Origin of the sequence: Variovorax boronicumulans (assembly GCF_019352895.1) — a bacterium.
Classification (GTDB): domain Bacteria; phylum Pseudomonadota; class Gammaproteobacteria; order Burkholderiales; family Burkholderiaceae_C; genus Variovorax; species Variovorax boronicumulans_A.
This window is the reverse complement of the sequence record NZ_JAAAFX010000009.1, coordinates 789,830-816,701: the sequence shown is the minus strand read 5'-3', so window position 1 is coordinate 816,701 and position 26,872 is coordinate 789,830. Positions and strand designations below refer to the sequence as shown.

The following is a 26,872-nucleotide window of genomic DNA, read 5'->3' as shown; positions in this document are numbered from 1 at the left end:
AGCGTGCACCGAAGCACGCCCGGCGCGGTGCCTATTCGCGATGGTAGGGATGGCCGGCATTGACCGACCAGGCACGGTAGAGCTGCTCGACCAGCAGCACGCGCGCCATGGCGTGCGGCAGCGTCAGGTCGGACAGCCGGATGCGTTCATGGGCCGCGGCCTTGAAGGCCGGATCGAGCCCGTCGGGGCCGCCGATCACCAGCGCGACGTCGTCGCTCTCCTCCTGCCAGGTGCGCAGGCGCGTGGCCAGGGCCTTGGTGGTGAGCGCGGTGCCGCGCTCGTCGAGCACCACGATGCGCATGCCGCGCGCGATGGCACCCTCGATGCGCTCGCGCTCGGCGGCGTAGAGCGTCTCGAGCGTCTTGGAGCCGCGCGGCTCGGTCTTGACGGCGCGCAGCTCGAGCTTGATCTCGGGCGGGAAGCGTTTGGCGTAGTCGTCCCAGGCGGTCTGCGCCCAGTCGGGCATGCGTTGCCCGACCGCGACCACCAGCAGCTTCATTTGCTGCGCGGGGCAGTCTTGCGCGCGGGCGCCTTCTTGGCCGGTGCCGCCTTCTTGGCAGCGGCCTTCTTCGCCGGCGGCTTGCCGATCTTCTTCACCGGGATCTTCTTGGCCGGTGCAGCGCTGGCGCCAGCCGGCTTGCGGCTCGTGGTCTTGCGTGCCGGCTTGGCCTTTTCCTTCTCGGCCTTGGCGGCCTGCTCGGCGGCGCGGATCGCGGTCTTGGCGGCGCTGGCGCGGCGCAGCGTCTTGGCGGCGGCCGGCTTCTTCTCTTCGACGGCTTCGGTGCTCGCGGCAGCGGCAGGCTTGGCTGCGCCGAGCTTGGTGCGCACGGGCTTGTCGCCCCAGATCTCTTCGAGGTGGTAGTACTGGCGGATGGCCGGCTGCATGATGTGCGCCACGGCGGCGCCGCAGTCCACGATGATCCATTCGCCGTTGCCTTCACCCTCCACGCGCGGCTTGGGGAAGCCGGCTTCACGCACCGCATCGCGCACGCTGGCGGCCAGCGCTTTGGTCTGGCGGTTGGAGGTGCCCGAGGCAATGATCACGCGCTCGAACAGCGGCGACAGATGCTCGGTATCGAAAACCTGGATGTCCTGCGCCTTGACGTCTTCGAGCCCGTCGACGATGGCTCGCTGGAGTTTCTGGGTGTCTTTCTTGGCGGCGGCTTCAGTGGTCATCAGGCAGGGGCGTAGAGGTGGTGTTGGTCAATATAGCGCGCAACGGCGGCAGGAACCAGCGCGGCGATGTTCTCACCGCGTGTGGCACGGGCGCGAATGTCGGTGGCACTGGTGTCGACCGGGGGCAATTCGAGGGTTTCGAAACGCGCATCGGCGGGGAGGCCGGGCAGCGTCCGTGGATCGAAGCGGGTTGCCGATCCATCGGAGCCGGCGGATTCTAACCGCTCAGCTATGGAAACAATAGCAATGGACAGGATCTCCTGCCAGCCATGCCATTGCGGCAGGGCCGCAGCCTGGTCGCTGCCCATGATCAGCACGGGTTGGGCACTCGGGAATTCGCGCCGCAGTTCGCGCAGCGTGTCGAGCGTGTAGGTGGGGCCGGCGCGCAGCGTTTCGCGCCCATCGACCACCACGCTCGGCAGGCCGCCGAAGGCCAGGCGCGCCATCGCGAGGCGGTCGGCCGCCGGGCTCAGCGTCCGTGCCTTGTGCCAGGCGTCGCCCGTGGGGAAGATGCGCAGTTCGGCCAGGCCCAACTGCATCAGGGCCGCCGACGCCAGCGCCACGTGGGTGTTGTGCGGTGGATCGAAGGCCCCGCCGAAGACGCCGATGCGCGGGGCGGCGGTCACAGCCATTCGCGGCGCACGATGAAATCGCTGTAGAGCGCGGCCTCGGGCGTGCCTGCTTCGGGCGTCTGCCGGTAGGCCCAGCTGGCCAGCGGCGGCATCGACAGCAGGATCGACTCGGTGCGGCCGCCAGACTGCAGGCCGAAATGCGTGCCGCGGTCCCAGACCAGGTTGAATTCGGCATAGCGGCCCCGGCGGTAGAGCTGGAAGGCCCGCTCGCGCTCGCCATAGGCGGTGCCGCGCCGGCGCTCGACGATGGGCATGTAGGCCGGCAGGAAGGCATCGCCCACCGAGCGCAGCATCGCGAAGCTGTCCTCGAAGCCGAGTTCGGAGAAATCGTCGAAGAAGATGCCGCCCACGCCGCGCTGCTCGTTGCGGTGCTTGAGGAAGAAATAGTCGTCGCACCAGGTCTTGAAGCGCGGGTACTTGTCGTCGCCGAAGGGCGCGAGCGCATCGCGGCAGCTGCGGTGGAAATGCACCGCGTCGTCCTCGAAGCCGTAGTACGGCGTGAGGTCGATGCCGCCGCCGAACCAGCAGACCGGCGCGCCGCCTTCGGGCAAGGCGGCCAGCATGCGCACGTTCATGTGCACGGTCGGCAAGTAGGGGTTGCGCGGATGGAACACCAGCGACACGCCCATGGCCTCGAAGGGTGCGCCGGCCAGTTCGGGCCGGTGCTGCGTGGCCGAGGGCGGCAGCTTCGGGCCGCGCACTTCGGAAAAACCGCAGCCGGCGCGCTCGAACAGTTCGCCGCCTTCGAGGATGCAGGTCAGGCCGCGCCCCTGCAAGGGCTCGCCCGGCGCTTTTTCCCAGGCATCGCGCACCGCCACGCCGCCATCGGCCGCTTCGACCGCGCTCACGATGCGCTGCTGCAGCCCGCGCAGGTAGTCGCCGACCGCGGTGGGATCGGCCTGCATCAAGGGTTGCGCGCCTGCAGCGCGCGGTAGCCGATGTCCCGGCGGTACTGCACGCCGCTGAAACGCACCTGCGCCGCCACTTCGTAGACCCGCTGCTGCGCCAGCTTCACGTTGTCGGCCAGCACGGTCACGCAGAGCACGCGGCCGCCGCTGGTCTTGAGCTCGCCGTTGTCCAGCGTGGTGCCGGCATGGAACACCATGGCGTCAGGCGTCTCGGCCGGGATGCCGTCGATGCGGTCGCCTTTGCGCGGCGACAGCGGGTAGCCGTGGGCCGCGAGCACCACGCCCAGCGCCACGCGGCGGTCCCATTGCAGTTCGACCTGGTCGAGCGTGCCGTCGGTGGCGTGCCAGAAGACCTCGAACAGGTCGGACTTGAGCCGCATCATGATCGGCTGCGTCTCCGGGTCACCCATGCGGCAGTTGAATTCCAGCGTCTTGGGCCGGCCCGCGCCGTCGATCATCAGGCCGGCGTAGAGGAAGCCGGTGAAGGGGATGCCGTCCTTTTCCATGCCGCGGATGGTCGGCAGGATGATCTCGCGCATCGCGCGCGCATGCACCTCGGCCGTGACCACGGGCGCGGGCGAATAGGCGCCCATGCCGCCGGTGTTCGGGCCCTCGTCGCCGTCGAGCAGGCGCTTGTGGTCCTGGCTGGTGGCCAGGGCCGTGACGTTCTTGCCGTCGCACAGCACGATGAAGCTGGCTTCCTCGCCCTGCAGGAATTCCTCGATCACGACGCGCGCGCCGCCGTCGTTGTGGGTCACGCCGAACTTGTTGTCGACCAGCATGAAGTCGACCGCCTCGTGCGCCTCGGCCGCCGTCATGGCGACCACCACGCCCTTGCCGGCGGCCAGGCCGTCGGCCTTGACCACGATCGGCGCGCCCTTGGCGTCGATGTAGGCATGGGCCAGCGCGGCGTCGGTGAAGGCCTGGTACTCGGCCGTCGGGATCTTGTGGCGCTGCATGAAGGCCTTGGAGAAGGCCTTGGAGCTCTCCAGCTGCGCCGCGGCCTGGGTCGGGCCGAAGATGCGCAGGCCGTGCGCGCGGAACTCGTCGACCACGCCGGCCGCCAGCGGGCCCTCGGGGCCGACCACGCTCAGCGCGATCTTTTCCTGTTGGGCCCATTGGCGCAGCGCCACGGGGTCGGTGATGTCGATGTTCTCGAAGCGCCGGTCGGTGGCGGTGCCGCCATTGCCGGGGGCCACGTAGAGCTTGGACACGCGCTCCGATTGCGCCAGACGCCAGGCGAGTGCATGTTCGCGGCCGCCGCCGCCGATGACTAAGACCTTCATTGCGCCCTCCGCAGAGCCGCCTCAAGGCGGGCGCGCGCCCCCTCGGGGGGCAGCGAATACACGAAGTGAGAAGCGTGGGGGCTCATTGTTCGATCGCCGCGTTGTGGAACACGTCCTGGACGTCGTCCAGGTCCTCGAGCACGTCGAGCAGTTTCTGCATCTTCGCGCCCTCCTCGCCCGCCAGCTCGATGGTGTTCTCGGCCCGCATCGTCACTTCGGCGATCTCGGGCTTCAGGCCGGCGGCTTCGAGCGCGTTCTTCACGGCTTCGAAATCGGCGACCGCGGTCAGCACCTCGATGGCGCCGTCCTCGTCGGTCAGCACGTCCTCGGCGCCGGCCTCGAGCGCCACTTCCATGACCTTGTCCTCGCTGGTGCCGGGCGCGAACACGAACTGTCCGCAATGCTTGAACTGGAAGGACACCGAGTTTTCGGTGCCCATGTTGCCGCCGTATTTGGAAAAGGCGTGGCGGACTTCTGCCACGGTGCGCACGCGGTTGTCGGTCATGGTGTCGACGATGATCGCCGCGCCACCGATGCCGTAGCCCTCGTAGCGGATTTCCTCGTAGTTCACGCCTTCGAGGTTGCCGGTGGCCTTGTCGATGTTGCGCTTGACCGTGTCGATCGGCAGGTTGACCGCCTTGGCCTTCTCGACCGCCAGCCGCAGCCGGGGATTGGCGCTCAGGTCGCCGCCACCGGCGCGCGCGGCCACGGTGATTTCACGGATGGCACGGGTCCAGAGCTTGCCCCGCTTCTCGTCCTGCCGGCCTTTTCGATGCTGAATATTCGCCCATTTGCTGTGTCCGGCCATGGCTTTCTCTCTCGCTGTCGTGTGTTGTCAAAGCAGCTGCGAGTTTACTGTCCGCGCCCCTGCCGCACACGCGACGGGGCAAGCAACGCTTTTGGTCATAATCCGCCGATGACGCCATCGCCCTCTCCCGTGCCCGCCGACGCGGCCCTGCTGCCCCCGCATGCGCCGCTGCCGCTCTACTACGGAGACGAGGACGAGCACCAGGCTTTCCTGCGTCGCATCTTCGACGACACCGCCCCCGACTACGACCGCATCGAGCGCGTGCTGGCCTTCGGCTCGGGCCCCTGGTACCGCCGCAGCGCGCTGAAACGCGCCGGGCTGGCCGCGGGCGCCCAGGTGCTCGACGTCGGCATCGGCACCGGCCTGGTGGCTCGCGAGGCGCTGACGCTGATCGGCCCGGCGGGCCGGCTGGTCGGGGTCGACCCCAGCGCCGGGATGATGAAGCAGATCGACCTGCCCGGCGTCGAACTGGTCGAGGGCAAGGCCGAGGCCCTGCCGCGCGCCGACGCCAGCAGCGATTTCCTCAGCATGGGCTACGCGCTGCGCCACATCAGCGACGTGGCGGCCGCCTTCGGCGAATTCCACCGCGTGCTGCGCCCGGGTGGCCGGGTGCTGGTGCTCGAGATCAGCAAGCCCGAGAGCCGGCTCGGCACGCAACTGCTCAAGAGCTACATGCGCGCCGTGGTGCCGCTGATCGCGCGCTTCATCGGCAAGCGCAGCGACACGGCCGAGCTCTGGCGCTACTACTGGGACACCATTGAGGCCTGCATCCCGCCCGCGCAGGTGATGGAGGCGCTGCGCGCCGCCGGCTTCCGCGATGTGCAGCGCCATGTCGAACTCGGCATCTTCTCCGAATACACAGCCATCAAACCCGAATGACCATGCCAGCCCCTACTCCCATGAAGGACCGCACCCGATGAGCGCGCGCGAACCCGTCAAGGTGCCGCCCCTGCGGCTCGAGCGACTCTCGCTCGCCCAGGGCCTGGCCATGGCCGGCAGCGGCCACCCGCCCTTCGGCGGCCTGGGTTACGGCATGCACGAGAACCTGCCCTGGATGCCCGGCGTCGACGCCCGCGTGCTGTCCGAGGGCGGCCCGATGGCCGACGTCTGGCAGGCGAGCGGCGAAGTGCGCTCGGGCACCACCGGCGTGGTGCGCTGGCGCACCGACGGCCACTGGCTGCTGGGCGCCATCGACCTCGACGAGGCGGCCGAGCAGCAAGGCGTCGCCCGGCTGGCCGAGCGCGCCTACACCGACCTGTTCCTGGCCCTGCAGCAAAGCGGCTGCCCGCACCTGCAGCGCATCTGGAACTACCTGCCCCAGATCAACGGCGACGGCGGCGGGCTGGAGCGCTACCGCCAGTTCAACATGGGCCGCCAGCAGGCCTTCCTCGACGCGGGCCAGGCGGCCTTCGAGGGGGCGCCGGCCGCCTGCGCGCTGGGCATCCGGCAGGGCGCGCTGTGCATCCGCTTCCTGGCCGGCCAGATCGCACCGCTGCCGATCGAGAACCCGCGCCAGGTGTCGGCCTACCGCTACCCCGAGACCTACGGGCCGCGCTCGCCGACCTTCTCGCGGGCGGCCCTGGCCGACCTCGGCGATGTCCAGGTCGCGCTGTTCATCTCGGGCACGGCCAGCATCGTGGGGCACGAGACCGTCCATCTCGGCGACGTGCGCGCGCAGACTGAAGAAACGCTGCGCAATCTCGCGGCCGTGATCGGCGCCGCGAACGAGCGCACCGATGCGCGCTTCGCGCTGCCCGAACTGGAAACCGTGGTCTACGTGCGCCACGTGGCCGACGCGCCGGTCGTGCGTGCTGTGCTCGAGGCGGCGCTGGGCGCCGATGCCCCCACCGTGCGCCATGGGGTGTATCTCGAGGCGGACATCTGCCGCCAGGATCTGCTGGTCGAGATCGAGGCGCACGCCGTGGCGACGGGCGCCATCCGGGCATGAGACACAGGACGGCGCGATGAAAAAGCTGTTGCGCCAGGGCCGATCGATCGCCCTCGCGCCGCCGCTCTACGGCCTGTTGCTCGGCCTGGGCCTGATGTCGCTGGGCTGGAATCTGGTGGCGATGCTGCTGCAGCCGCTGTTGCCGCCGCATGTGGCACGTCCGCTGGGCCGCCGCGTGATCGCGGGCGCCTACCGCAGCTTCTGGTGCCTGGCTTCGCTGACCGGGATGATGCGCATCGACGCGCGCTGCCTCGATGCGCTGCGCGACGAGCCCGGGCTGATCATCGCGGCCAACCACCCCAGCATGCTCGACGCGCTGCTGCTGGTGGCACGGCTGCCGCGCAGCGCCTGCATCATGAAGGCCGGGCTGATGAAGAACGTGTTCCTGGGCGCCGGCGCCCGGCTCGCGCACTACATCCGCAACGACTCGGCCCACACCATGGTGCGGCTGGCGGTGCAGGACCTGCGCCGTGGCGGGCAGCTGGTGATCTTTCCCGAAGGCACGCGCACCGTCACGCCGCCGCTCGATGCCTTCCGGCCCGGCGTCACGCTGATCGCCAAGCTCGCGCCGGCGCCGATCCAGACCGTCTTCATCGACACCGACTCGCCCTACCTCGGCAAGGGATGGCCCCTGTGGCGCGTGCCGCCGCTGCCGCTGGTCTTCACGTTGCGCCTGGGCGAGCGATTCGCGCCTTCGCCCGACAGCGCCGCGCTGCTTCAGCAGTTAGAACAGTACTTCCGCCATTCCCTGGAACAGAGCGCCTCCGATGCGCCGCCCGCATGTCAGACCCTTCGCGCACCCATCTCGTCCTGATCCCCAGCTACAACACCGGAGAACGACTCTTTTCCACGGTCAGCGCGGCACGTGCCCAATGGAGCCCCGTGTGGGTGGTGATCGACGGCAGCACGGACGGCACCGGCGAACGCCTGCAGCGAATGGCGGCCGAGGACCCGGGTCTGCGGGTCTGGGTGCTGCCTCAGAACCAGGGCAAGGGCGCGGCCGTGCTGCACGGGCTCCATGCCGCGCAGCAGGCCGGCTTCACGCATGCGCTGACCATGGATTCCGACGGCCAGCATCCGGCCGACCTGATCCCGGCCTTCATGCAGGCCTCGCAGGCGCGCCCCGACACCATGGTGCTGGGCCGCCCGATCTTCGACGCCAGCGCGCCGCTGCTGCGCGTGCGCGGGCGCAAGCTGTCCAACGGCTGGACCCACATCGAGACGCTGTGCGCGGGCGTGGGCGATTCGCTCTACGGTTTCCGGATCTATCCTGTCGTGCCATTGATCGAGGTGATGGAACGCCAGCCCTGGATGCGCCGCTTCGACTTCGACACCGAGGCCGTGGTGCGCCTGGCCTGGGGCGGCGTCAAGCCGATCAACATCGATGCGCCGGTGAAGTACCTGAGCACGGCCGAAGGCGGTGTCTCGCACTTCAACTACGTGCGCGACAACCTCCTGCTGTCGTGGATGCACACGCGTCTGATGGCCGAGTTCGTGCTGCGGCTGCCCTGGCTGGCCTGGAAGCGGCTGCGGCGCCTGCCGCCCTTCCAGCCGTGAGGCGGGCTGGTTTCGCGCTCCGCCGCACCGTCGTCCGCAGCGCCCGCCCTGGCGCGTTCGCGGCCCCCTGATCGCCCTCACACCCCCCGCCGATGTCGCCCCACGCCCTTTCCCCCTGGACCGCCGAGATCGGCCTGCGCATGCGCAAGCTGTTCTGGCTCAAGCTCATCGGCACCACGGCGATCACCTCGCTGTTCTTCGTCGGCTATTTCTATGTGCTGCGCAATCCGGCCTACCCGGTGTTCGAGATGCCGCTGACCGCCCTCGACCGCTGGATCGGCTTCCAGCCCGAGGCGCTGTTCATCTACCTCACGCTGTGGCTCTACATCGGCGTCGGGCCGGGGCTGCAGCGCAGCCTGGCCGAGCTCAACGTCTACGGCCTCTGGCTCGGCGCGATGTGCCTGGCCGGTCTGGCCTTCTTCCGCTTCTGGCCGACCGCCGTGCCGCCGCTGGGCATGGACGTCTCCGGTTTTGCGGGTTTCGCGATGCTGCAGGGCGTCGATGCGGCGGGCAATGCCTGCCCCTCGCTGCATGTGGCCACGGCCATGTTCACCGTGATCCGTGTCGAACAGGTGCTGCGCGACGCCGCCGCACCACGCTGGCTGCGCGGCATCAACCTGCTCTGGTTCGTCGCCATCGCCTGGTCGACGCTGGCCGTGAAGCAGCATGTGGCGCTCGATGCGCTGGCCGGCGCGCTGCTGGGCATCGCGTTTGCCCTCCCCTCGCTGCGCTGGAGACCCGCGCCGCAGCCGCTATCATCGAACGAGCATCGCATTGGGGGGCACATATCACCATGAGTTCGTTGAAGGAATTGCAGGATCTGATCCAGGAGAAGTACGGCATCCCGGCGTCCGAACTCGATCCGCAGGCCTCCATGAGGGAGAAAGGCCTGGACTCGCTGGCGCTGGCCGAATTCATCTTCGAGATCGAGGACAAGTTCGGCATCGAAGTGCCCGACGACAACCCGAACATCGACACCCTGGCCGAGCTCGCGGTCCTCGTGGACAAGGTCCGGGCCGCGAAGGTCGCGTGAGCATGCATTCCGTGGCCGTCACCGGCCTCGGCGTGGTGGCGCCGCATGGCGACACGCCCGAGGCCCTGTTCGCCGCGCTGCTGCGCGCCGAGTCCGCGATCCACCCGGTCTTCGCCGAGCTGCCCAAGCTCGCGGCCGCCGCGACGGTCGACTTCGATGCGTCGCGCTGGTTCACCAAGCTGCAACTCGCGGGCGTCGACCGCGTGAGCCAGCTGGCCGTGGCCGCGGCCGACTTGGCGATGCGCGATGCCGGCCTCGAAGCCGGCGCCGTCGACCCCGAGCGCATCGGCGTCTTCGCGGGCTGCGGCATGGGCGGCGCGGCCGCGCTCGAAGCCGCCTACCGCGGCAACGGGCGCGTGCCGCCGCTGACCATTCCCGCCTTCATGCCGAACGCGCCGGCCTCGCATGTCGCGATGCGCCAGCGCGCACAAGGGCCGGTGCTGACCTATTCGGTGGCCTGTGCCTCGTCCTCGCTGGCCATCGCCGAGGCGGCCAAGGCGGTGCAGCGCGGCGAGGTCGACATCGCGATCGCGGGCGGCAGCGAAGCGCTGATCGTGCCCGGCGTGGTGCTGGCCTGGCAGGCCATGCAGACGCTCGCGGGCTTCGAGCCCGGCGCAGCCGCCACGGCGGTGCGCCCTTTTTCGGTCGACCGCAGCGGCTTCGCGCTGGGCGAAGGCGCGGCCTTCCTGGTGCTGGAATCGGCCGAGCATGCGCGCCGGCGCGGTGCGCGCCTGCACGCCACGCTGGCCGGTTGGGGCAGCAGCTGCGATGCCACCCACCTCACCAAGCCCGATGCCGAAGGCCAGGCCCGCGCCCTGCGCCAGGCCTTGAAGCTGGCCGGACTGGCGCCGCGGGATGTCGGCTACTGCAACGCCCACGGTACGGCGACGCGCATCGGCGATGTCGTGGAGCGCGATGCGCTGGCGCTCGTCTGGGGCGAGCAGCTCGACGGGCTGCGCGTGAGCTCCACCAAGGCCCTGCACGGCCACCTGCTGGGTGCCGCCGGTGCGCTCGAAGCCGTGATCACGGTGATGGCGCTGCGCGAGCGGCAGCTGCCGCCGAATGCGCATGGCACCTCGCCCGACCCGGCCTGCGCGCTGAACCTGGTGCGCGAGGCCGACGCTCAGGCGCCGGCGCTCGAGGCGGCGATCAGCAGTTCCTTCGCCTTCGGTGGCACCAACTCGGCGCTGCTGTTCACGCGTTAGATCATTCCACCGTTGATGGAAATGACCTGGCCCGTGATGTAGGCCGCTTCCGCGCTGGCCAGGAAGCCCGCGAGCGACGCCACTTCCTCGGGCGTGCCCGCGCGCTTGGCCGGCACCATCTGCTGGATCAGCGCCGGATCGAACACCGCGTCGGCCATCGGCGAGGCGATGATCCCGGGCGCGATGGCGTTGACCGTCACGCCGCGTGCCGCGACTTCCAGCGACAAGGCCTTGGTGGCGCTGTTGAGCGCGCCCTTGGCCGCGGCGTAGTTGACCTGGCCGCGGTTGCCGGTCAGCGAGGCGACCGAGGAGATGTTGAGGATCCGGCCCCAGCGCGTGCGCAGCATCGGCAGCAGCAGCGGCTGGGTGACGCGGAAGAAGCCGTTGAGCGAGACGTCGATCACCTTGTGCCATTGCTCGGGCCGCATGCCCGGCAGCACCGCGTCGTCGTGCACGCCGGCGTTGTTCACGACGATCTGCACGGGGCCACCCGCGAGCATGGCGGCGCAGCCGGCGGCCGTGCCCTCGTCGCTGCGCAGGTCGAACACATGGCATTCGGCGCTGCCGCCGGCCGCGGTGATGGTGGCGGCCAGTTCCTCGATGGCTTGCGGGCGCGAGCTCGCATGCAGCAGCACGGTGGCGCCGTCGCGCGCCAGGCGTTGCGCGATGGCCGCGCCCAGGGCGCCGCTGGCGCCGGTGATCAATGCACGTTTTCCGGAAAGGCTCATGGGGGTCATTCGTTGGGGGCGGGAGCGAGCGGTGTGTTGAGCACGACGACGGCGCGGCCTTCGGCCAGCAGTTCATTCGCCGCGTTCTTCACCGCGAATTCGTAGAGCACCTGGCGCGCATCGCCCGACAGCCGGCGCGCCTGCACCTGCAGCGCGCCCTCCACATCGTCGAAGCGATCGATCGCGAAGCGCACGCCGCGCGCGCTGGCCAGGAAGCCGGCCGAGGGTTCGGCGCCCTCGGGCGCCAGCAGGCCGCCGTGCAGCGCCATGGCCTGCGCGGCGTACTCGATCAGGTTGGGCGTCATCAAGCCGCTGGCGGTGCGCAGCGGGTTGTCGGGCAAGCGATGGCTCTCGGTGCTGCAATGGATCGCTTCCGCGTCCCAGGCGTCGAGGCGGTCGAGCAGGCACATGGTGCCGCTGTGGGGAATGCGCCGGGCGATGCCGGCACGGTCGAGGGTCTGAGGGGTCATGGATGAACGGTCGGAAGGTCTGCCACCAGCAGCACGTTCGCAAACGGCGTGCCCTGGCTCATGGGAACAATCTGGACGCTGAAGCCCAGCCGGGCCAGCAGTGCGGTCCACTCGGCCAGCGGCCGGCCCCAGGTGCGCGCGGTGCCATGGCCACGCACGAACAGCACGGCGCGGTCCACCCACTGCGTGACGGCGAAGGCGCGCCCGCTGGCGGCATCGCAGACGCGCAGCAGCAGCCGCCCGCCGGGCGCCAGCGCATCGCGCACACGGTGCAGCACGGCCTCCTGCGCGTGCAGGTCGACATAGTGCAGCACGTCGAAGATCGCGACCAGGTCGCAAGCCGGCAGCGTGGCGGTCCGCATGTCGGCGCACAGCAGCTGCGGCGCCGGTTCCAGATGCGCGATCGACGCGCGCGCACGCGCCACGTCGTTGGGCATGAGTTCGATGCCGGTGTACTGCGCGCGCTCGGGCGTCGGGGCCCAGCTCGCGGGCCAGTGCCCCTGGGCCTGCATGCCGGCCATGGCCGACAACAGGCTTGCGAGCAGGCTCTGGCCGCTGCCGATGTCGACCACGCGGCCGCGCGCGGCATCGATCAGGCCGTGTTCGATCACGCTGCGAAAGATCGGGTCGCGCCCCAGCTTGCCGCGCGCGAAATGCCAGGCAAAGCGCCCGGACTGTCGGTACGGTGCCGAGGCGGTCTCGTGCAGGCGGCGCCAGGCCGCGTCGGTCGATGCCCCGCTCATCCGGCCAACCCGTCGGCCAGCGTCACGGCCCGCAGGCCCTCGGCCTCGAAGCGCGCCAGCAGCGGCGGCAGCACCTCGAGCAGCACCGGCCGGCCGGTGGCCGTGCGCGCGGCATTGCCGTCGTGCAGCAGCAGGATGTCACCGGCCGCGAGGCCGCGCGTGAGCCGCGCCAGCACCTTGGCCGGATCGTGCTCGCGGGTGTCGAAGCCGCGCCGGGTCCAGCTCACCAGCGACAGGCCGAGCCGACGCAGCACCGGCGCGAGAAAAGGGTTGCGCAGGCCGGCCGGCGCGCGAAAGCACTGGGGCCGCCGGCCCGTGACCTCGGTCAGCAGATCCTGCGCGCGTGAAATTTCGGCCGCATAGCCGCGCGGCCCGAGCAGCGAGAAGTTGTGCCGGTGCCGCGCCGTGTGGTTCTCGATGCCGTGGCCGCGCGCGACGATCTCGCGCGCCAGCGCAGGATGGGCCGCGACGCGCTCGGCGATGCAGAAGAAGGTGGCGCGCTGGCCGTGGGCGTCGAGCAGGTCCAGCACCTGCGGCGTGACCTCGGGGTCGGGGCCGTCGTCGATGGTCAGTGCCACTTCGCGGCGCGCCACGGCCGCGGCCGGCAGGCGCGTGACGTTGGGCCCCAGCAGCCGGCTGCGCGGCGTGAGGCCGGCGCCCGTGACCAGCGCATGGTTGAGCACCACTGCGCCGATCGCCCACGGCCAGGCACCGGGCAGCCACAGTCCTGCACCCAGTGCGGCGAGGTGGACCACCGCGCTGGCCGTGAACACGGGCGGCAGCGGTGCGAGGGGCGTGTCGGTGGCGGAAGACATGACGCGCCTTTGTACCTCAGCGCGCGCGGCGTTTGCCGAATGCCGCCGACAACAGCAAGGCCAAGAGCGCGCCCGGCGCCACCACCCGGCCGATGGCCGAGAGCGCCGGAATGTCGGAGATCGCGATCAGCCCAAAGGACACCACGGTCGTGAGGTTGGCCAGCATCAGCGAGGCCAGCGTGTCCTCGTCGGCGCGACCGGTCTCCTGCAGCTGGTCGAAGAACAGCGCGTAGTTGGAACCTACCGCCACGATCAGCAGCAGGCCGACCAGGTGCAGGATGCCCAGCGGCACCTGCAGCACGGCCATGCCGCCCAGCGTGAGCACCACCGCCAGCAGCAGCGGCTGGCAGACCGCCACCAGGCGGCGCAGCGAGCGCAGGTAGAGGCCCAGCAGCACGACCACCGCGAGCGCGCCCAGCATGACCTGCACGAAGGCTTCGTGCAGGTAGCGCGCATAGAGGCTGCCGAGCTCGTCGCCGATGTCGACCACCTGCACTTCGGGCAGCGGCGCCAGCGCGGCCGCGAGCTTGGTCTTGTCGAAGCGATCGGTCGGGTGCAGCGCGATCAGCGCCGACCATCCACCGCCCGGGCGCTCGAACAGCAGCGCACGCACCACCGGCGCCATCGGGCCCTTGTCCAGATCCTGGCGCGTGATCGGCGCCAGCGCGCGCGCCGTGTCGACCGCGGCGATGAAGGGCTCGAAGCGCTCGGGCTTCAGCGGCATGCCGGTCGTGGCCTCGGCCAACCGGGCGCGCAAGGTCGCAGCGTCGGGCAGGCTCGCCAGGCGCGCCTGCTGCGTGGCGATGCTGGGCAGCATGCGGGTCACGGTCTCGAAACCGCTCAACTGGCCTTCGCCCACCAAGGTGTCGAGCTTCGCGCCGGCGGCTTCGGTGGCGCGCAGTGCGGCCTGCTCGTCGGCCGCCTGGATCACCACCAGCGTGCCGCCGTCGCTCGCGCCGATGTCGGCGCGCAAGGAGGCATCGAGTTCCTGCGAGGCCTTGGAGATCGGGCTCATCGACGACAGGCTGGCGCGCCACAGCTCGCCGCCCTGCCAGGCCATCAAGGCCACCGCCGCGACGCCCAGCACGATGAAGGTCATGCGCAGGCGCGGCATGGCGTCGACGATGCCGCCGGCCAGGCGCGCCATCTGGCGGCGCATGCCCATGCCGGTGGCGCCGTCGGGCGCGAGCATGGGCAGGCCGTGGCGCGTGACCAGAGCCGCGGCCACCAGGCCGGCAATCGAGAACACGCCCAGCTGCGCCAGGCCCGGGAAGCCCGAGAACAGCAGCGCCGCGAAGCCGCAGACCGAGGTCAGCAGACCCAGCCGCACGGTCGGCCAGTTGAGGTCGCGCCAGCGCTGCCAGCCGGTGCCGCGCACGGCCGCGCCACGCGCCTGGATCAGGTAGTAGATCGCGTAGTCGACGGTCTCGCCGATCAGCGTGCTGCCGAAGCCCATGGTGAGCCCGTGCACCGAGCCGAACACCAGCGCCACGGCGGCCGTGCCGGCGACCACGCCGGTCAGCACCGGCAGCACCGCGATCACCAGCGCCTTGGGCGACGCGAAGGCCGCGAGCAGCAGGCAGCCCATGACGATGGCGCCCACGATCGCGAGGTGGATCGCCTCGCCCTTGATCTTGTCGCGGCTCTGCACCGAGAACACCGGCGCGCCGCTCAACTGCAGCTTCGGCGCCTCGGCGCCCATGCCCTGGGTGGCCTTCGCGTACTCGGCCTCGATCGCCGCGATGCCCGCGGCCTGCGCGTCGAGGTCGCTGCCCGAAGCGGTGGTGGTGGCCAGCAGCATGGCACGCGGCGCGCTGCGCGAGACCCACACGCCCTCCTCCGTGCGCGGCGAGGTGGCCGGGATCATCTCTTCGGCGATGCGCTGGGTCTCGCCGGTCGGGTCGCGCTCGAACAGCGGCCGGACCATGTTGCCGGCCGGCGTGCCGAGCATCGACAGCGTGTCGGTGATCGCGTCGCGCAGGCCGTCGACGCTGAAGCGTTCGGGCGAAACCTCGGGCGAGAGCTGGTAGCGGCGGTCGAACACGAAGGTGCCGGCCTCCTTCCACTCGCTGTGGTCGCCGTTCTGCACCTGCTCGAACAGGCCGCTGGCGCGCATGCCCTTGCCCAGCGCGCGCGAGACCTCGGCGCGCTGCGCCGCGTCCTTGCCGCCTTCGAGCCCGACCATCAGCGTGCGCGAGGCCACGCCGCTCTGCAGCTGCTCGATCAGCACGCGCTGGCGCGCGTCGGGGCTGGCGGGCAGGAAGGCCGAGAGGTCGGCGCTGAATTGCGTGCGCGAGATCACGGCCACGCCGGCCAGCACCGCGGCCAGCCACAGCAGCAGCACCCCGATGCGACGAGCGCGGCTCGGTCCGGCGTTCATCGCTTGGGCGAGATGGTCATGATCGAGCGGTCGCCGCCGCGGAACTCCATCTCCACGCCCAGCACCTCGCCGGCCTTGCCGCTCAGGCGCAGCGCCGCGATCTGGGACGACAGGCGCGCATCGAGCGGCGCCAGGTCGAGCGCCCAGGCGTCGGCGTTGCCGGTCACGGTGGGCGTGAAGTAGCGCTGCAGCACCTGCGGGTTGCCGGCCAGCGTGGCGCGCATGGCCTCGACCAGGCCCTGGATCTCGGGCACGCTGTCGAGCGTCATGTTGCGGGTGCGGCCGCTGCGCGACAGCACCAGATTGTTGCCGTCGACCGCCATGGTCTCGGGCCGGGGCGTCAGCGTGCGCCGCACCAGCTGGTCGGGGGCGGTGAAGCTCAGGGTGCCGCTGGCCGCGAGCGGACCGTCGACACCGCGCACGTAGCGCTGTTCGGTGAAGGTGGCTTCGCCCTGCTTCTGCCGGGCCAGCAGGCCCATCAGCTCGTTGAAGTCGAAGGCCCAGGCCGGCGCGGCGGCGCACAGCAGCAGCGCCACGACCCATCGGACGCGGCGCAGGCCGCCGTCAATGCGCATCTTCAAGCCAGAAATCATGGAAGTTGAACCAGTTGTAGGGGTGCTCGCGGCACAGGGCCTCGAGCCGCAGCACATAGGCTTCGACCGCGGCGCGGATGCGGCGTTCCCGTTCGGCCGGGTCGGCCAGGCGTTCGCTGAAATCGGCCAGAGGCTCGAAGCGGACATCGTAGCTCGCGCCCCCCAGGTAGAGGCCGGCCATGAAGAAGACCTTGCGGCGCAGCAGCGCGGCCAACCGGAAGGGCCCGTCGCTGAAGGTTGCGGGCTGCCCGAGAAAAGGCAGCACGACGTTGTTGCTGCGCTGCGCCGCTTCCTCGCCGGCCGGCAGCGTGCGGTCGGCCAGCAGGCCGCCCAGTCCGCCGCTGTCGAGCCAGTCGCGCAGGTCGAGCATCGAATGCGGTCGCCCCAGCGCGATGATGTGGGGACGCAGTTCGGGCAGGCTGATGGCGTCGAGGATCGCCGAGATGCGTTGTGCGTTGTCGGTGAACATCAGCATCGCGAGCCGCAGTTGCGACTGGTCGTTGCTGTGCTGGCGGCAGGCGCCCATCGCCTCGAAGCTGCCCATGTGGGCCCCGAGCATGAAGGCGCCACGGCCCGCGTCGATCTCGGCGTGCACCGCCTGCTGCCCGCTGACCCGCACGTCGAACAGGTCCATGCGCCCGCGCAGGAAATAGACGCGGTCGAGCACGGTCGAGGCGAAGGTGTGGAGCAGCCGGTAGCCATCGGCCCAGCCGGCCTTCGGGCCGATCGCGCGCAGCAGGTAGCGCTTGATGTGGCGCCGCGGCGTCGGGTCGAGCAGCAGGAAATAGAGGCAGATCGGCGGCAGGATCAGCCGCGTGGCCCGCCGCCCGCAACGCAGTGCCAGCCAGCAGATGAAGCGCAGCGCAAGCATGTTGCTGCGCTCCGGTCGATGGGCCCAGTCGCCGGCCTCGGGCTTCCTGGTGGCGGCGTCCTCGTGCGCCATCAGGCCGGGTCCGATGCGGTCCAGCGGCCGCTGGCCGCGATCACGTCGCCGCAGCGCAGCTCGAACTTCACGCCGCGCGCCGCGCCGCTCTCGGGTTGCAGTGCGATGTCGATGCGTGCGCCGGGCCGCACCGGCGACAGGAACTTGACCGCCGCCAGGGTCGGATGCGGCCCGAGTCGCGCGGCCATCGCCGGCACGCGCTGCATGGCCTCCATCACCTCCGACACCAGCAATGCGCCGGGCACCAGCGGCTGGCCGGGAAAGTGGCCCGCGAACACCGGATGGTCGGCCGGCACCTCGTGGCTGAGCTGCACCGGGGTGTCGTCGGACGCCAGCTGCGACAGCGCGAACTCGCGCAGCGAGCGCACCGTGAGCTTGCCCGTGCCCTCGCGCGGCAATGCGCTCACGTGCACCACGCGGCGCGGCACGAAGACCGATTCCAGCCGATGGCGCAGGTCCGCGACGATCTCGGCGGTCGAAAGCGAAGGCGCCACCACGAAAGCCACCGGCCGCACCACGCCGTCGCTGACCTCGTCGGGCAGCCAGAAGGCGCCGTCCTCGATGCCGGGGATGCTGTTGAGGTGGTAGTTGAGGTGGCCCAGCGAGCTGCGCTTGCCGGCCACGTGGATCAGGTCGTTGGCGCGGCCGAACAGGCGGAAGCGCCGGTCGTCGAGCAGCTCGAGCACGTCGGCCATGGGCGTGGGCTCGGGGATGAAGTCGCCGCCGAAGACGAACTGCTCGGTGCCATCGGCTGTGGTCTGCGCCGTCACGCGGATCTCGCCGAAGGTCTCCCAGACCTCGCTCTGCGTGGGCCGGCGCGTCGCGACCTGGCCCGATTCGGTGCTGCCGTAGATCTCGATCAGCACGCCGCCGCTCGCCTGCTCGGCCTGCGCGGCGAGCTGCGGCGACAGCGGCGCGGTGGCCGACAGGATCAGGTCCACCGGCGGAATTTCGAGGCCCGACAGCAGCAGCGTCTTCAAGTGAAACGGCGTGGTGACCAGCGCACGCGGACGTGGCACCGCGGCCAGCGCGGCAACGATGTCGGCCGGAAAGAAGGGCCGCCCTGCATCGAAGGCCGCACCGCCCAGCAGCGCGAGCAGCGCCGAGGACTCCAGGCCGTAGCTGTGCTGCACCGGCACCGTCGCGACCAGCGTCACGCCGGCCAGCGAGGGGCGCTCGAGGTAGTCGGCCAGGCGCCCGACCGCGGCCGCCACGTCGCCGACCAGCGTCTCCCAGCGCTTGGCATGCGGCTGCGGCGTGCCGGTCGAGCCCGAGGTGAGCAGGCTCACCGCATGCAGGCCGCCGTCGATGGCCGGCACCGCGACGTCGTCACCTTCGCGCGGCGCATCGCCGCCGACCTCGACCAGCACCTTGGGCATGCCCGGCGTGGGCAGCGAGGGCTCGTCGGTCACCGCCACGAGGGCGCCGTGCGTCTCGACCAGGCGCGCCATGGTCTCGGGCCGCGCATCGGGCGGCAGCAGGCTGGCCTGCCCGCGCAGCAGCGCGGCACCCAGCGCCACCGAGAAGGCGTAGCGGTCGTTGCACAGGTTGACCACCGGCCCGGTGGCGGGCATGCGCTCGGCCTGCCGCGCCACGTCGGCGAGAAAGGCGTGGCCCGACACCGGCACGCCGGCACGCCAGGCCAGCGGCGCGGCCAGGTCACGTGGCGTCAGCAGCGCCAGGGAAAGGGATTCGTTCTTCGACATGCGCGGTCCGGTGGGCGACACGCCTAGCGCTTGGCGACCGGATCGGCCGCGGCGCTGTGGGTGCCGTAGAAGGCACGCACCGCATCGATCATGCGGGTGCGCTCGAATTCGGGATGCAGGCGGTAGCGCAGCAGGTGTTCGCCGACGAACAGCCCCACCACCATCACGGGGCTCAGCACGTTGGCCAGCAGCGACCACGCGGAGAACGGCAGCCACAGGTAGACCGGGATCGAGATGCCGGCCGTGACCGCGAAGTACACGGTCCAGACCCAGGTGACCTGGCGCGTGTACTCGGGCATGCCCGGGCCCAGCGTGTGGACGCGCTGCGCGAACTGGCCAATCAGCGACAGCCCGCCGCCGCGCAGCGTGCCGCCGAACCAGCAGCCCAGCACCGCATTGATGCCGACGTGCTGCAGCACATAGAGCCGGTTGGGATCGCCCGCGCCGCCGCGCCACAGCAGCACGAAGACCAGCGCGCCGACAACCGTCGCGCCCACCAGGCCCCAGCCACCGAAGCGCGAACCGCCCAGGCCCAGCGCGGTGAGCCACAAAGGGCCCAGCAGCACCGCCATGGCCCAGGGCGCATGCGGGTGGAACAGCATCAGCCAGTGCGACAGGCCGGCATACGCCGCCCCTGCCGTCAGCAGGAGCGCCAGGCGCCAACGCGACATCGCTCAGGCCCGCGCCGTGCGGCGGTCCGTCGGCGGACCGCTCTCGAGATTCGCGGCGCCCTGCCCTGTCATCAGGCGGTGGTCTTGTTCTGTTCCACGTGCGTGGCCAGCGTGCGCAGCGACGTGAAGATCTGCTGGTTGCGCTCGTCGTCGGAGCGCAACTGGAAGCCGTAGCGGCGCGACACTTCGAGAGCCACTTCCAGGATGTCGATGGAGTCCAGGCCCAGGCCTTCGCCGTACAGCGGTGCGTTGGGGTCGACCTCGGCAGGTGCGACTTCGAGGTTCAGGGATTCGACCAGCAGCGTGGCCAGCTCGAGCTCGAGCGGCGTCTGTTCAGGGCTGGCGCCTTCGGCGGAAACGGAGGGGATGGGGGTCGATGACACGGAGACTCCTGAACGATTTCACGAAACAAAGGCGTTAATCGGCGAATTATAGAAGCGCGCCTTGGATAGACTGCCCGTTTTCGACCCGACCGGAGCCCCCCATGGCCGACCCGCTTCTGATTGCCCGCCACGACAGCACCGAGTGCTTCCTGCTGCCCGGCCTGACCAACCGCCACGGCCTCGTCACCGGCGCGACAGGCACCGGAAAAACCGTCACGTTGCAGACCCTGGCCGAGCAGCTGTCGGGCATCGGCGTGCCGGTGTTCATGGCCGACGTGAAGGGCGACCTGACCGGCATCAGCCAGCCCGGCAGCATCGGCGCGAAGCTCGCGGCCACGCTCAAGGAACGCGGCATCGAGCCCCCTGCCCCGCTGGCCTGCCCCGTCACGCTGTGGGACGTGTTCGGCGAGCAGGGCCATCCGGTGCGCGCCACCATCTCCGACATGGGCCCGCTGCTGCTGGGCCGCATGCTCGACCTCAACGAAACGCAGTCGGGCGTGCTGAACCTGGTGTTCAAGATCGCCGACGACAACGGCCTGCTGCTGCTCGACCTGAAAGACCTGCGTGCGATGTTGCAGCACGTGGGCGAGAACGCCAGCCAGTTCACCACCGCCTACGGCAACATCAGCGCGGCCAGCGTGGGGGCCATCCAGCGCGGCCTGGTGCAGATCGAGAGCCAGGGCGGCGACAAGTTCTTCGGCGAGCCGATGCTCAACATCCAGGACTTCATGCAGACCGTGGGCGGCAAGGGTGTGGTCAACGTGCTGGCGGCCGACAAGCTCATGAACGCGCCGCGGCTCTACGCCACTTTCCTGCTGTGGCTGCTGTCCGAACTGTTCGAGCAGTTGCCCGAGATCGGCGACCCCGAGCAGCCCAAGCTGGTGTTCTTCTTCGACGAGGCGCACCTGCTGTTCAAGGACGCGCCCAAGGCGCTGGTCGAACGCATCGAGCTGGTGGTGCGGCTGGTGCGCTCCAAGGGCGTGGGCGTGTTCTTCGTCACGCAGAACCCGCTGGACATCCCCGACACCGTGCTCGCCCAACTGGGCAACCGGGTGCAGCATGCGCTGCGCGCCTTCACGCCGCGCGACCAGAAGGCGGTGAAGGCCACGGCCACCACCATGCGCCCGAAGCCGGGCCTGGACATCGAGGCCGCGATCACCGAGCTCGCGGTGGGCGAAGCGCTGGTGAGCCTGCTCGACGAGAAAGGCCGGCCCAGCGTGACCGAACGCGTGTTCGTGCTGCCGCCGGGCAGCCAGCTCGGCCCGATCACGCCCGCGCAGCGCCAGCAGCTGATCGCGAACTCGCTGGTCGCCGGCGTCTACGAGAAGACGGTCGATCGCGAGTCGGCCTACGAGAAGCTCAAGGCGCGCACCGCCACGGCGCCCGACGCGCCGCCGGTCGTGGCCGGCGGCAAGCCCGGCGCGCCCGCGGCCGACGACCACGGCGGGATGATGGGCGGCCTGAACGACCTGCTGTTCGGCACCACCGGCCCGCGCGGCGGCAAGCGCGACGGCCTGGTGCAGACCATGGCCAAGTCGGCCGTACGCACCGCGGGGACGGGCCTGGGCAAGGAGATCCTGCGCGGGGTGCTGGGCAGCATCTTCGGCGCCAAGAAGCGCTGAACGGCGGCCCCGGCCTCAGTGCGAGGCCGTCTTCGAGAACAGCTGGATCACCGCCACGCCGGCCACGATCAGGCCCATGCCGAGCATCGCCGGGCCGTCGAGCCGCTGCTTGAACAGCACCAGGCCGACCACCGACACCAGCACGATGCCGGCGCCCGACCAGATCGCATAGGCCACGCCCACGCTGATGGTGCGCAGCGTCAGCGAGAGCAGGAAGAAGGCGATGCCATAGCCCACGACCACCAGCACCGAGGGCCCGAGGCGGGTGAAGCCTTCCGAGGCCTTGAGCGCCGAAGTCGCAGCCACTTCGGCCACGATCGCGAAGGCAAGGTAGAGCCAGGTCATGCAGATCCTTTCAACGAAAAGGCAGCACTGTGCCCTGTCGGCCAAAGACCCGCGGCGTGCACGGTCCGCGCGGCCGTGCGCACATTCCCCGGATCAGGTCTGCGCGGCGCGGATGAAGGCCTCGATCGGGTCGAGATGCGACGGCACATTGAGCGCCGGCGCATGGCCGCAATCGGGCACCTCGATCACCTGCAGCCGGCCCGCCGCGCCGGGGCCGCGGCCGCGCATCTCGACCACCGTCTCGCGCAGCACCAGGTCGGAATCGGCGCCGCGCAGGCACAGCACAGGCGCCTCGATCGCGTCCCAGTGCGGCCAGATGCCGTAGTCGTCGTCGTGCGCGGTGAACTGGCGCACCATCTGCGGGTCGTAGTGCGGCGTCACGCGGCCGTCGGCCAGGCGGCGCGTCGAGGTCTCGGTGAGCCGGCGCCATTGCGCGTCGCTGAGCCAGCCGTAGGGCTTGTAGACGGTACGGAAAAAGGCCTCGAGCTCGGCGACCGTGTCGAAGGCCGGCGGGTTGCCCGCATAGGCCTTGATGCGTTCGATGGCCGCCGAGGCCAGCTCGGGTGCGTTGTCGTTGAGCACCAGGCTCGCGATGCGCTGCTTCATGCGCGGTGCGAACAAGCCCGACGCGCAGACCGTGCCGATGGCGCCGCCCATCGAGGTGCCGACCCAGTGCACGCGGTCGAGTTGCAGTTCGTCGCACAGCGCCTCGGCCAGCCGGGCGTAGAACGAGAGCTGGTACTCCTCGTCGGGCGCCGGGCTCCATTGGCTCAGGCCGCGGCCAAGGGTGTCGGGGCAGACCACGCGAAAGCCCTGGCCCGCGAGGTGCGCGGCCAGCTCGTCCATGTCGCGGCCGGTGCGCGCCAGGCCGTGCCAGGCGATCACGGCGGCGCCCTCCTTCGGGCCCCAGTCCATCCAGTGGATCTCGCGGCCGAGCAGTTGTGCGTAGTGAGACGAAGGGAGGATCGGGTTCATCGTGCAGCACGCGTACGCAGTTTGCCGACGATGCCCGTCGGGAAGTAATAGACCGACAGCACGAACAGCACGCCCAGCCACAGCAGCCAGCGGTCGGGAGACAGCAGCGCGGCCAGCCATGGCAGGCCGCTCGCGGCTTCGCTGCCCAGGCGCAGCAGGTCCTGCAGGTAGCTCTGTGCGATCACGAACAGCACCGCGCCGATGGCCGCGCCGTAGATGGTGCCCATGCCGCCGATCACCACGATCAGCAGCACGTCGACCATGATCTCGAAGCTCAGCGAGGTCTCGGGCCCGTTGTAGCGCAGCCAGATCGCGAGCATCGCGCCGGCCAGCGTGGCGAACAATGCCGACAGCACCGCGGCCGTGGTGCGATAGACCACCACGCGGTAGCCGATGGCTTCGGCGCGGAACTCGTTCTCGCGGATCGCCTGCAGCACGCGGCCGAAGGGCGAGTTCACGATGCGCAGCAGAGCCAGCACCAGCACCACCGCCACCACGAACAGCAGGTAGTAGCACAGCAGCCGGCCGTCGAGCGAGACGCCGAAGAAGGGTTCCTCGGCGAACTCGAAGCTGGGCGAGATCAGCTCGGGCAGCTTGAAGGTCAGGCCGTCCTCGCCGCCGGTGAACTCCGACAGCTGCGAGGCCAGCGTCTGGAAGGCCGCGGCCACCGCCAGCGTGATCATGGCGAAGAAGATCGCGCGCACCCGCAGCGAGAACAGGCCGATCGCCAGGGCCAGCACCAGCGACAGCGCCAGCGCGCCGCCCAGCCCGACGGCCACCGCGCCCCAGCTCGGGCCCATGCGGCTGGCCGCGATCGCGATGCCGTAGGCGCCGATGCCGAAGAACATGGTGTGCGCGAAGCTCACGATGCCGGTGTAGCCCAGCAGCAGGTCGAAGCTGGCGACCAGCACCACGAAGACCAGGATCTTGGCCGCGACGCTGAGCGCCTTGACGCCCGGGAACGCGAAGGGCGCGAAGGCCAGGCCCAGCAGCACCGCGAGCAGCAGCACGGCGAGCACGCGGCTGCGCGGCATGTCGTTGGAGAGAAGACGTTTCAACATGGCTTCATCCTCAGCGGCTGCTGGCCACCGGATACACACCCTGCGGCCGCCACAGGAGCACGGCGACCATCAGGAAGATGCTCGCGAACTGCGTGAGCGTGGGCACCAGGAAGCCGATGTAGTTGGTCATCAGGCCGACCAGCAGCGCACCGATCAGCGCGCCGCCCGTCGAGCCCAGGCCGCCGATGATGATCACGATGAAGATCAGCACGTTGACCTGCGCGCCCATCTGCGGGATCAGGTTCTGCTGGAACAGGCCCCACATCACGCCGCCCAGGCCGGCCAATGCGCTGCCGACCACGAACACGCCGACGAACAGCCGGCCGATGCGGTAGCCCAGCGACTCGACCATCTCGCGGTCCTGCACGCCGGCGCGGATCAGGAGGCCGATCTTGGTGCGGCCCAGTGTCCAGGCCAGCAGGCCGAACACCACCAGGCCCACCGCGACGGCCAGCAGCCGGTACTTGCTGATGGCGGCCTCGGCCACGAAGACCGAGCCGCGCAGCGCCTCGGGCAGCGGCAGCGGGATCTGCGCCGGGCCCCAGATCACCTTGATCAACTCCTCGCCGATGATCATGCCGCCCATGGTGATCAGGATCTGCTTGAGGTGCTGGCCGTAGACCGGCCGCACGATGAAGCGCTCGAAAGCCAGGCCGACCGCGCCGGCCACGAGCATCGCGACCAGCATGGCCGGGAACACCGCGACCAGGTTGCGCCAGAGCTCGCCCGAGCCGGTCCAGTCGCCCATCAGGCCGAGCACGCTGCTCGCGACGAAGGCGCCCAGCGCGATGAACACGCCGTGGCCGAAGTTCAGCACGTCCATCAGGCCGAAGATCAGCGTCAGGCCCGAGGCGATGATGAAGATGATCATGCCCATCGCCAGGCCCGCGACCGTGAGCGTGAGCCAGGTCGAGAACGAGCCGGTGAGCGGCAGTGCGACGAGCGCGAGCACGGGGACCAGCAGCAGGGGCTTCCAGTCGAGATCGGATGCTTTCATGGCTGCACGCCTTCCTGCTCCCTCTCCCTTTGGGAGAGGGTTGGGGTGAGGGCCGACAGCGTCGAGATGAGGGCATGCCCGTTGCACAGGCCGCCGGCCCTCACCCTAGCCCTCTCCCGGAGGGAGAGGGGACAAGACATCGAGTACTTCATAAGGCGAGTCCCAGCAGCGACTGCTGCAGTTGCGTGTCCGCGGAGAACGCGGCCATCGCGCCGCTGTGCACCACGCGGCCGTTGTCCATCACCGCCACGCTGTCGCCCAGGCGCTGGGCGAAGTGGATGTTCTGTTCGACCAGCAGCAGCGTCACGCCGCTGCGCTTGAGCTCCGCGAAGGCGTCGATCATGTTGTTGATCATCACGGGCGCCAGGCCCTTGCTGGGCTCGTCGATGATCAGCAGCTCGCGCGGCTCGACGATGGCGCGCGAGACGGCCAGCATCTGCTTCTGCCCGCCCGACAGCTTGCCGGCCGGGTGGTTCCAGAACTTCTCGACGGCCGGGAACAGCTGGAAGATCCACTTCAGCCGCGTGTCGTCGATCGCGTCGGCGTTCTTCGCGGCGCGCGCGGCCAGCAGCATGTTCTCCTTGACCGTGAGGTCGGCGAAGATGCCCATGGTCTCGGGCACGTAGGCGATGCCCAGCGCGGCGATCTCGGGCGTGCGCAGCGCGGTGATGTCCTTGCCGTTGAAATGCACTCTGCCCTTCGACGCCTGCCACAGGCCCATGATGGTCCGCAGCGTGGTGGTCTTGCCCGCGCCGTTGCGCCCGAGCAGCATGGTGAGCTGGCCCTTGGGCACCACGAGGTCGACGCCGTGGAGGATGTGGTACGCGCCGATGTGCGTCTGCACGCCTTCGAGCGTCAGAAGATGGTTGGAAGTGGTCATCGGTATTGCTCCCTGCCCCCCTGGGGGAAGGTTGGGATGGGGGCCGGCGGCGTTGGTGACGCCGCAAAGGTGCGAAGGCCTTCGGCCCCAGCCCTCCCCTGGCGGGGGTGGGAGAAACGCGTCAGTGTCGTCATGCGGTTTCCTTCGCCACGCCCAGGTAGGCCTCTTGCACGATCGGCGAGGCGATGACCTCGGCCGGTTCGCCGTCGGCCACCAGCGTGCCGTTGTGCAGCACGATGATCCGGTCGGCCAATTCGCGCACCACGTCCATCTTGTGTTCGACCAGCAGGATGGTCTTGGTCTTGTCCTGCTTGAGCCGGCGGATCAGGTCGAGGATCACCGGCGCCTCGGCGGCGTTCATGCCGGCCGTGGGTTCGTCGAACATGAAGACCTGCGGTTCGAGCGCCATCAGCAGCGCGACCTCGAGCTTGCGCTGGTCGCCGTGCGGCAGGCTGGCCACGGTGGCGTGTTCCTTGGCCTTGAGGTTGATCTCCCGCAGCAGCTCGTCGGCGCGCTCGGTCAGCGCGCGGTGGTCGCTCCAGATGCTCCAGAGGTTGAGCCCGCGCCGGTGCGCGCCCGCGCGCGTGGCCTGCACCGCGAGGCGCACGTTCTCCAGCACCGTGAGGTTGGGGAACAGGTTGGTCAGCTGGAAGGCGCGGCCCAACCCGGCGTGCGTGCGTGCCGAGGGCGACAGGCCCGACAGGTCGCGCCCATTGAGCGACACCGTGCCGGCGCTGGCCTTGAGCTGGCCCGAGATCAGGTTGAAGTAGGTGGTCTTGCCCGCGCCGTTGGGCCCGACGATGGCCGTCAGGGTGCCGGGAGCGAAGGCGCAGGACACCGCGTTGACGGCCACATGGCCGCCGAAACGAATGGTCAGGTCTTGGGTGACGAGCATGGGAAGGTAAGGGGGATGGCTCCTTCCCCCACTGGGGGAAGGTCGGGATGGGGGCATGCGACGCGCGGAGGGTGGCGCCGCGGGCCCCCACCCCTGCCCTCCCCCAGCGGGG

Annotated in this window: 30 protein-coding genes; 8 read left to right on the top strand and 22 right to left on the bottom strand. The window is 70.1% G+C overall.

Annotated elements, in window-relative coordinates:
- Positions 1-31 precede the first annotated feature (31 nt).
- The 6 genes from rlmH to K0H49_RS22875 all read right to left on the bottom strand — a co-directional run bounded on the left by rlmH (position 32) and on the right by K0H49_RS22875 (position 4,810).
- The gene (gene rlmH / locus K0H49_RS22900) at positions 32-499 is read right to left on the bottom strand and encodes a 23S rRNA (pseudouridine(1915)-N(3))-methyltransferase RlmH (protein WP_219217420.1); all 468 of its coding nucleotides are present in this window, start codon (positions 497-499) and stop codon (positions 32-34) included.
- Positions 496-1,176, bottom strand: coding sequence for a ribosome silencing factor (rsfS, locus tag K0H49_RS22895; protein WP_219217418.1), 681 nt, complete (start codon positions 1,174-1,176; stop codon positions 496-498). Before rsfS ends, rlmH begins: the two co-directional genes overlap by 4 nt.
- Positions 1,176-1,808, bottom strand: a complete 633-nt coding sequence (gene nadD, locus K0H49_RS22890) for a nicotinate (nicotinamide) nucleotide adenylyltransferase (RefSeq protein WP_219217416.1) — start codon at positions 1,806-1,808, stop codon at positions 1,176-1,178. Before nadD ends, rsfS begins: the two co-directional genes overlap by 1 nt.
- Complete coding sequence (gene hemF, locus K0H49_RS22885) at positions 1,799-2,713, bottom strand: oxygen-dependent coproporphyrinogen oxidase (protein WP_374122427.1); 915 nt, start codon at positions 2,711-2,713, stop codon at positions 1,799-1,801. The genes nadD and hemF overlap by 10 nt, the downstream gene beginning before the upstream one ends.
- On the bottom strand, positions 2,713-4,002 hold the full coding sequence (gene purD, locus K0H49_RS22880; RefSeq protein ID WP_219217413.1) for a phosphoribosylamine--glycine ligase: 1,290 nt from the start codon (positions 4,000-4,002) through the stop codon (positions 2,713-2,715). The genes hemF and purD overlap by 1 nt, the downstream gene beginning before the upstream one ends.
- Before the next feature lie 82 nt (positions 4,003-4,084).
- A complete protein-coding gene (locus K0H49_RS22875; protein WP_219217410.1) occupies positions 4,085-4,810 on the bottom strand; it encodes a YebC/PmpR family DNA-binding transcriptional regulator in 726 nt (241 codons plus the stop codon).
- 108 nt (positions 4,811-4,918) lie between these two features.
- Here K0H49_RS22875 and K0H49_RS22870 point away from each other — a divergent pair, with 108 nt between their 5' ends.
- The 7 genes from K0H49_RS22870 to K0H49_RS22840 all read left to right on the top strand — a co-directional run bounded on the left by K0H49_RS22870 (position 4,919) and on the right by K0H49_RS22840 (position 10,553).
- Positions 4,919-5,689, top strand: a complete 771-nt coding sequence (locus tag K0H49_RS22870; RefSeq protein ID WP_219217408.1) for a class I SAM-dependent methyltransferase — start codon at positions 4,919-4,921, stop codon at positions 5,687-5,689.
- Positions 5,690-5,726: 37 nt separating this feature from the next.
- Positions 5,727-6,758 (top strand): chorismate transformation enzyme, FkbO/Hyg5 family, encoded by a 1,032-nt coding sequence (locus K0H49_RS22865; RefSeq protein ID WP_219217400.1) that lies wholly within the window; start codon positions 5,727-5,729, stop codon positions 6,756-6,758.
- 16 nt (positions 6,759-6,774) lie between these two features.
- Positions 6,775-7,572: a lysophospholipid acyltransferase family protein gene (locus K0H49_RS22860; protein WP_219217398.1), complete on the top strand. Its 798-nt coding sequence runs from the start codon at positions 6,775-6,777 to the stop codon at positions 7,570-7,572.
- The gene (locus tag K0H49_RS22855) at positions 7,539-8,315 is read left to right on the top strand and encodes a glycosyltransferase family 2 protein (protein ID WP_219217397.1); all 777 of its coding nucleotides are present in this window, start codon (positions 7,539-7,541) and stop codon (positions 8,313-8,315) included. The genes K0H49_RS22860 and K0H49_RS22855 overlap by 34 nt, the downstream gene beginning before the upstream one ends.
- A gap of 92 nt (positions 8,316-8,407) precedes the next feature.
- Positions 8,408-9,112 carry a phosphatase PAP2 family protein gene (locus K0H49_RS22850; protein WP_219217395.1) on the top strand — a complete coding sequence of 235 codons (705 nt, stop codon included), beginning with the start codon at positions 8,408-8,410 and terminating at the stop codon, positions 9,110-9,112.
- Positions 9,109-9,348 carry an acyl carrier protein gene (locus tag K0H49_RS22845; protein WP_219217393.1) on the top strand — a complete coding sequence of 80 codons (240 nt, stop codon included), beginning with the start codon at positions 9,109-9,111 and terminating at the stop codon, positions 9,346-9,348. Before K0H49_RS22850 ends, K0H49_RS22845 begins: the two co-directional genes overlap by 4 nt.
- A gap of 2 nt (positions 9,349-9,350) precedes the next feature.
- Positions 9,351-10,553: a beta-ketoacyl-[acyl-carrier-protein] synthase family protein gene (locus K0H49_RS22840; protein ID WP_219219115.1), complete on the top strand. Its 1,203-nt coding sequence runs from the start codon at positions 9,351-9,353 to the stop codon at positions 10,551-10,553.
- Here the strand turns inward: K0H49_RS22840 and fabG are convergent.
- The 10 genes from fabG to K0H49_RS22790 all read right to left on the bottom strand — a co-directional run bounded on the left by fabG (position 10,550) and on the right by K0H49_RS22790 (position 19,985).
- Positions 10,550-11,281, bottom strand: a complete 732-nt coding sequence (gene fabG / locus K0H49_RS22835; RefSeq protein WP_219217392.1) for a 3-oxoacyl-ACP reductase FabG — start codon at positions 11,279-11,281, stop codon at positions 10,550-10,552. The two genes, K0H49_RS22840 and fabG, sit on opposite strands and share 4 nt — an antisense overlap.
- 5 nt (positions 11,282-11,286) lie before the next feature.
- Positions 11,287-11,751: a hydroxymyristoyl-ACP dehydratase gene (locus tag K0H49_RS22830; RefSeq protein WP_219217390.1), complete on the bottom strand. Its 465-nt coding sequence runs from the start codon at positions 11,749-11,751 to the stop codon at positions 11,287-11,289.
- Positions 11,748-12,494 (bottom strand): methyltransferase domain-containing protein, encoded by a 747-nt coding sequence (locus K0H49_RS22825; protein ID WP_219217388.1) that lies wholly within the window; start codon positions 12,492-12,494, stop codon positions 11,748-11,750. The genes K0H49_RS22830 and K0H49_RS22825 overlap by 4 nt, the downstream gene beginning before the upstream one ends.
- Positions 12,491-13,309, bottom strand: a complete 819-nt coding sequence (locus tag K0H49_RS22820) for a polysaccharide deacetylase family protein (protein WP_219217385.1) — start codon at positions 13,307-13,309, stop codon at positions 12,491-12,493. The genes K0H49_RS22825 and K0H49_RS22820 overlap by 4 nt, the downstream gene beginning before the upstream one ends.
- Positions 13,310-13,325: 16 nt before the next feature.
- Positions 13,326-15,689, bottom strand: coding sequence for an MMPL family transporter (locus K0H49_RS22815; RefSeq protein ID WP_219217383.1), 2,364 nt, complete (start codon positions 15,687-15,689; stop codon positions 13,326-13,328).
- Positions 15,686-16,264 (bottom strand): LolA-related protein, encoded by a 579-nt coding sequence (locus tag K0H49_RS22810; RefSeq protein ID WP_219219113.1) that lies wholly within the window; start codon positions 16,262-16,264, stop codon positions 15,686-15,688. Before K0H49_RS22810 ends, K0H49_RS22815 begins: the two co-directional genes overlap by 4 nt.
- Complete coding sequence (locus K0H49_RS22805) at positions 16,254-17,225, bottom strand: acyl-CoA synthetase (RefSeq protein ID WP_219217381.1); 972 nt, start codon at positions 17,223-17,225, stop codon at positions 16,254-16,256. Before K0H49_RS22805 ends, K0H49_RS22810 begins: the two co-directional genes overlap by 11 nt.
- Positions 17,225-18,931, bottom strand: a complete 1,707-nt coding sequence (locus K0H49_RS22800) for an AMP-binding protein (protein ID WP_219217379.1) — start codon at positions 18,929-18,931, stop codon at positions 17,225-17,227. Before K0H49_RS22800 ends, K0H49_RS22805 begins: the two co-directional genes overlap by 1 nt.
- A gap of 23 nt (positions 18,932-18,954) precedes the next feature.
- Complete coding sequence (locus tag K0H49_RS22795; RefSeq protein WP_219217377.1) at positions 18,955-19,602, bottom strand: hypothetical protein; 648 nt, start codon at positions 19,600-19,602, stop codon at positions 18,955-18,957.
- A 71-nt stretch (positions 19,603-19,673) separates the two neighbouring features.
- The gene (locus K0H49_RS22790) at positions 19,674-19,985 is read right to left on the bottom strand and encodes a phosphopantetheine-binding protein (RefSeq protein ID WP_219217375.1); all 312 of its coding nucleotides are present in this window, start codon (positions 19,983-19,985) and stop codon (positions 19,674-19,676) included.
- Between the two features lie 101 nt (positions 19,986-20,086).
- Here K0H49_RS22790 and K0H49_RS22785 point away from each other — a divergent pair, with 101 nt between their 5' ends.
- On the top strand, positions 20,087-21,607 hold the full coding sequence (locus K0H49_RS22785; protein ID WP_219217373.1) for a helicase HerA-like domain-containing protein: 1,521 nt from the start codon (positions 20,087-20,089) through the stop codon (positions 21,605-21,607).
- 15 nt (positions 21,608-21,622) lie between these two features.
- Here the strand turns inward: K0H49_RS22785 and K0H49_RS22780 are convergent, their stop codons facing one another.
- The 6 genes from K0H49_RS22780 to K0H49_RS22755 form a co-directional block, all read right to left on the bottom strand.
- Complete coding sequence (locus K0H49_RS22780; protein WP_183026787.1) at positions 21,623-21,952, bottom strand: DMT family transporter; 330 nt, start codon at positions 21,950-21,952, stop codon at positions 21,623-21,625.
- 93 nt (positions 21,953-22,045) lie between these two features.
- Positions 22,046-22,927, bottom strand: a complete 882-nt coding sequence (locus K0H49_RS22775) for an alpha/beta fold hydrolase (protein ID WP_219217370.1) — start codon at positions 22,925-22,927, stop codon at positions 22,046-22,048.
- Entirely contained in the window at positions 22,924-23,988 is a 1,065-nt protein-coding gene (locus K0H49_RS22770; protein ID WP_219217368.1) for a branched-chain amino acid ABC transporter permease, read from the bottom strand. Before K0H49_RS22770 ends, K0H49_RS22775 begins: the two co-directional genes overlap by 4 nt.
- A gap of 10 nt (positions 23,989-23,998) precedes the next feature.
- Positions 23,999-24,985 carry a branched-chain amino acid ABC transporter permease gene (locus tag K0H49_RS22765; protein WP_219217365.1) on the bottom strand — a complete coding sequence of 329 codons (987 nt, stop codon included), beginning with the start codon at positions 24,983-24,985 and terminating at the stop codon, positions 23,999-24,001.
- Between the two features lie 148 nt (positions 24,986-25,133).
- A complete protein-coding gene (locus K0H49_RS22760) occupies positions 25,134-25,865 on the bottom strand; it encodes an ABC transporter ATP-binding protein (RefSeq protein WP_219217364.1) in 732 nt (243 codons plus the stop codon).
- A 130-nt stretch (positions 25,866-25,995) separates the two neighbouring features.
- Positions 25,996-26,760 (bottom strand): ABC transporter ATP-binding protein, encoded by a 765-nt coding sequence (locus K0H49_RS22755; protein WP_219217362.1) that lies wholly within the window; start codon positions 26,758-26,760, stop codon positions 25,996-25,998.
- Between the last annotated feature and the right edge of the window lie 112 nt (positions 26,761-26,872).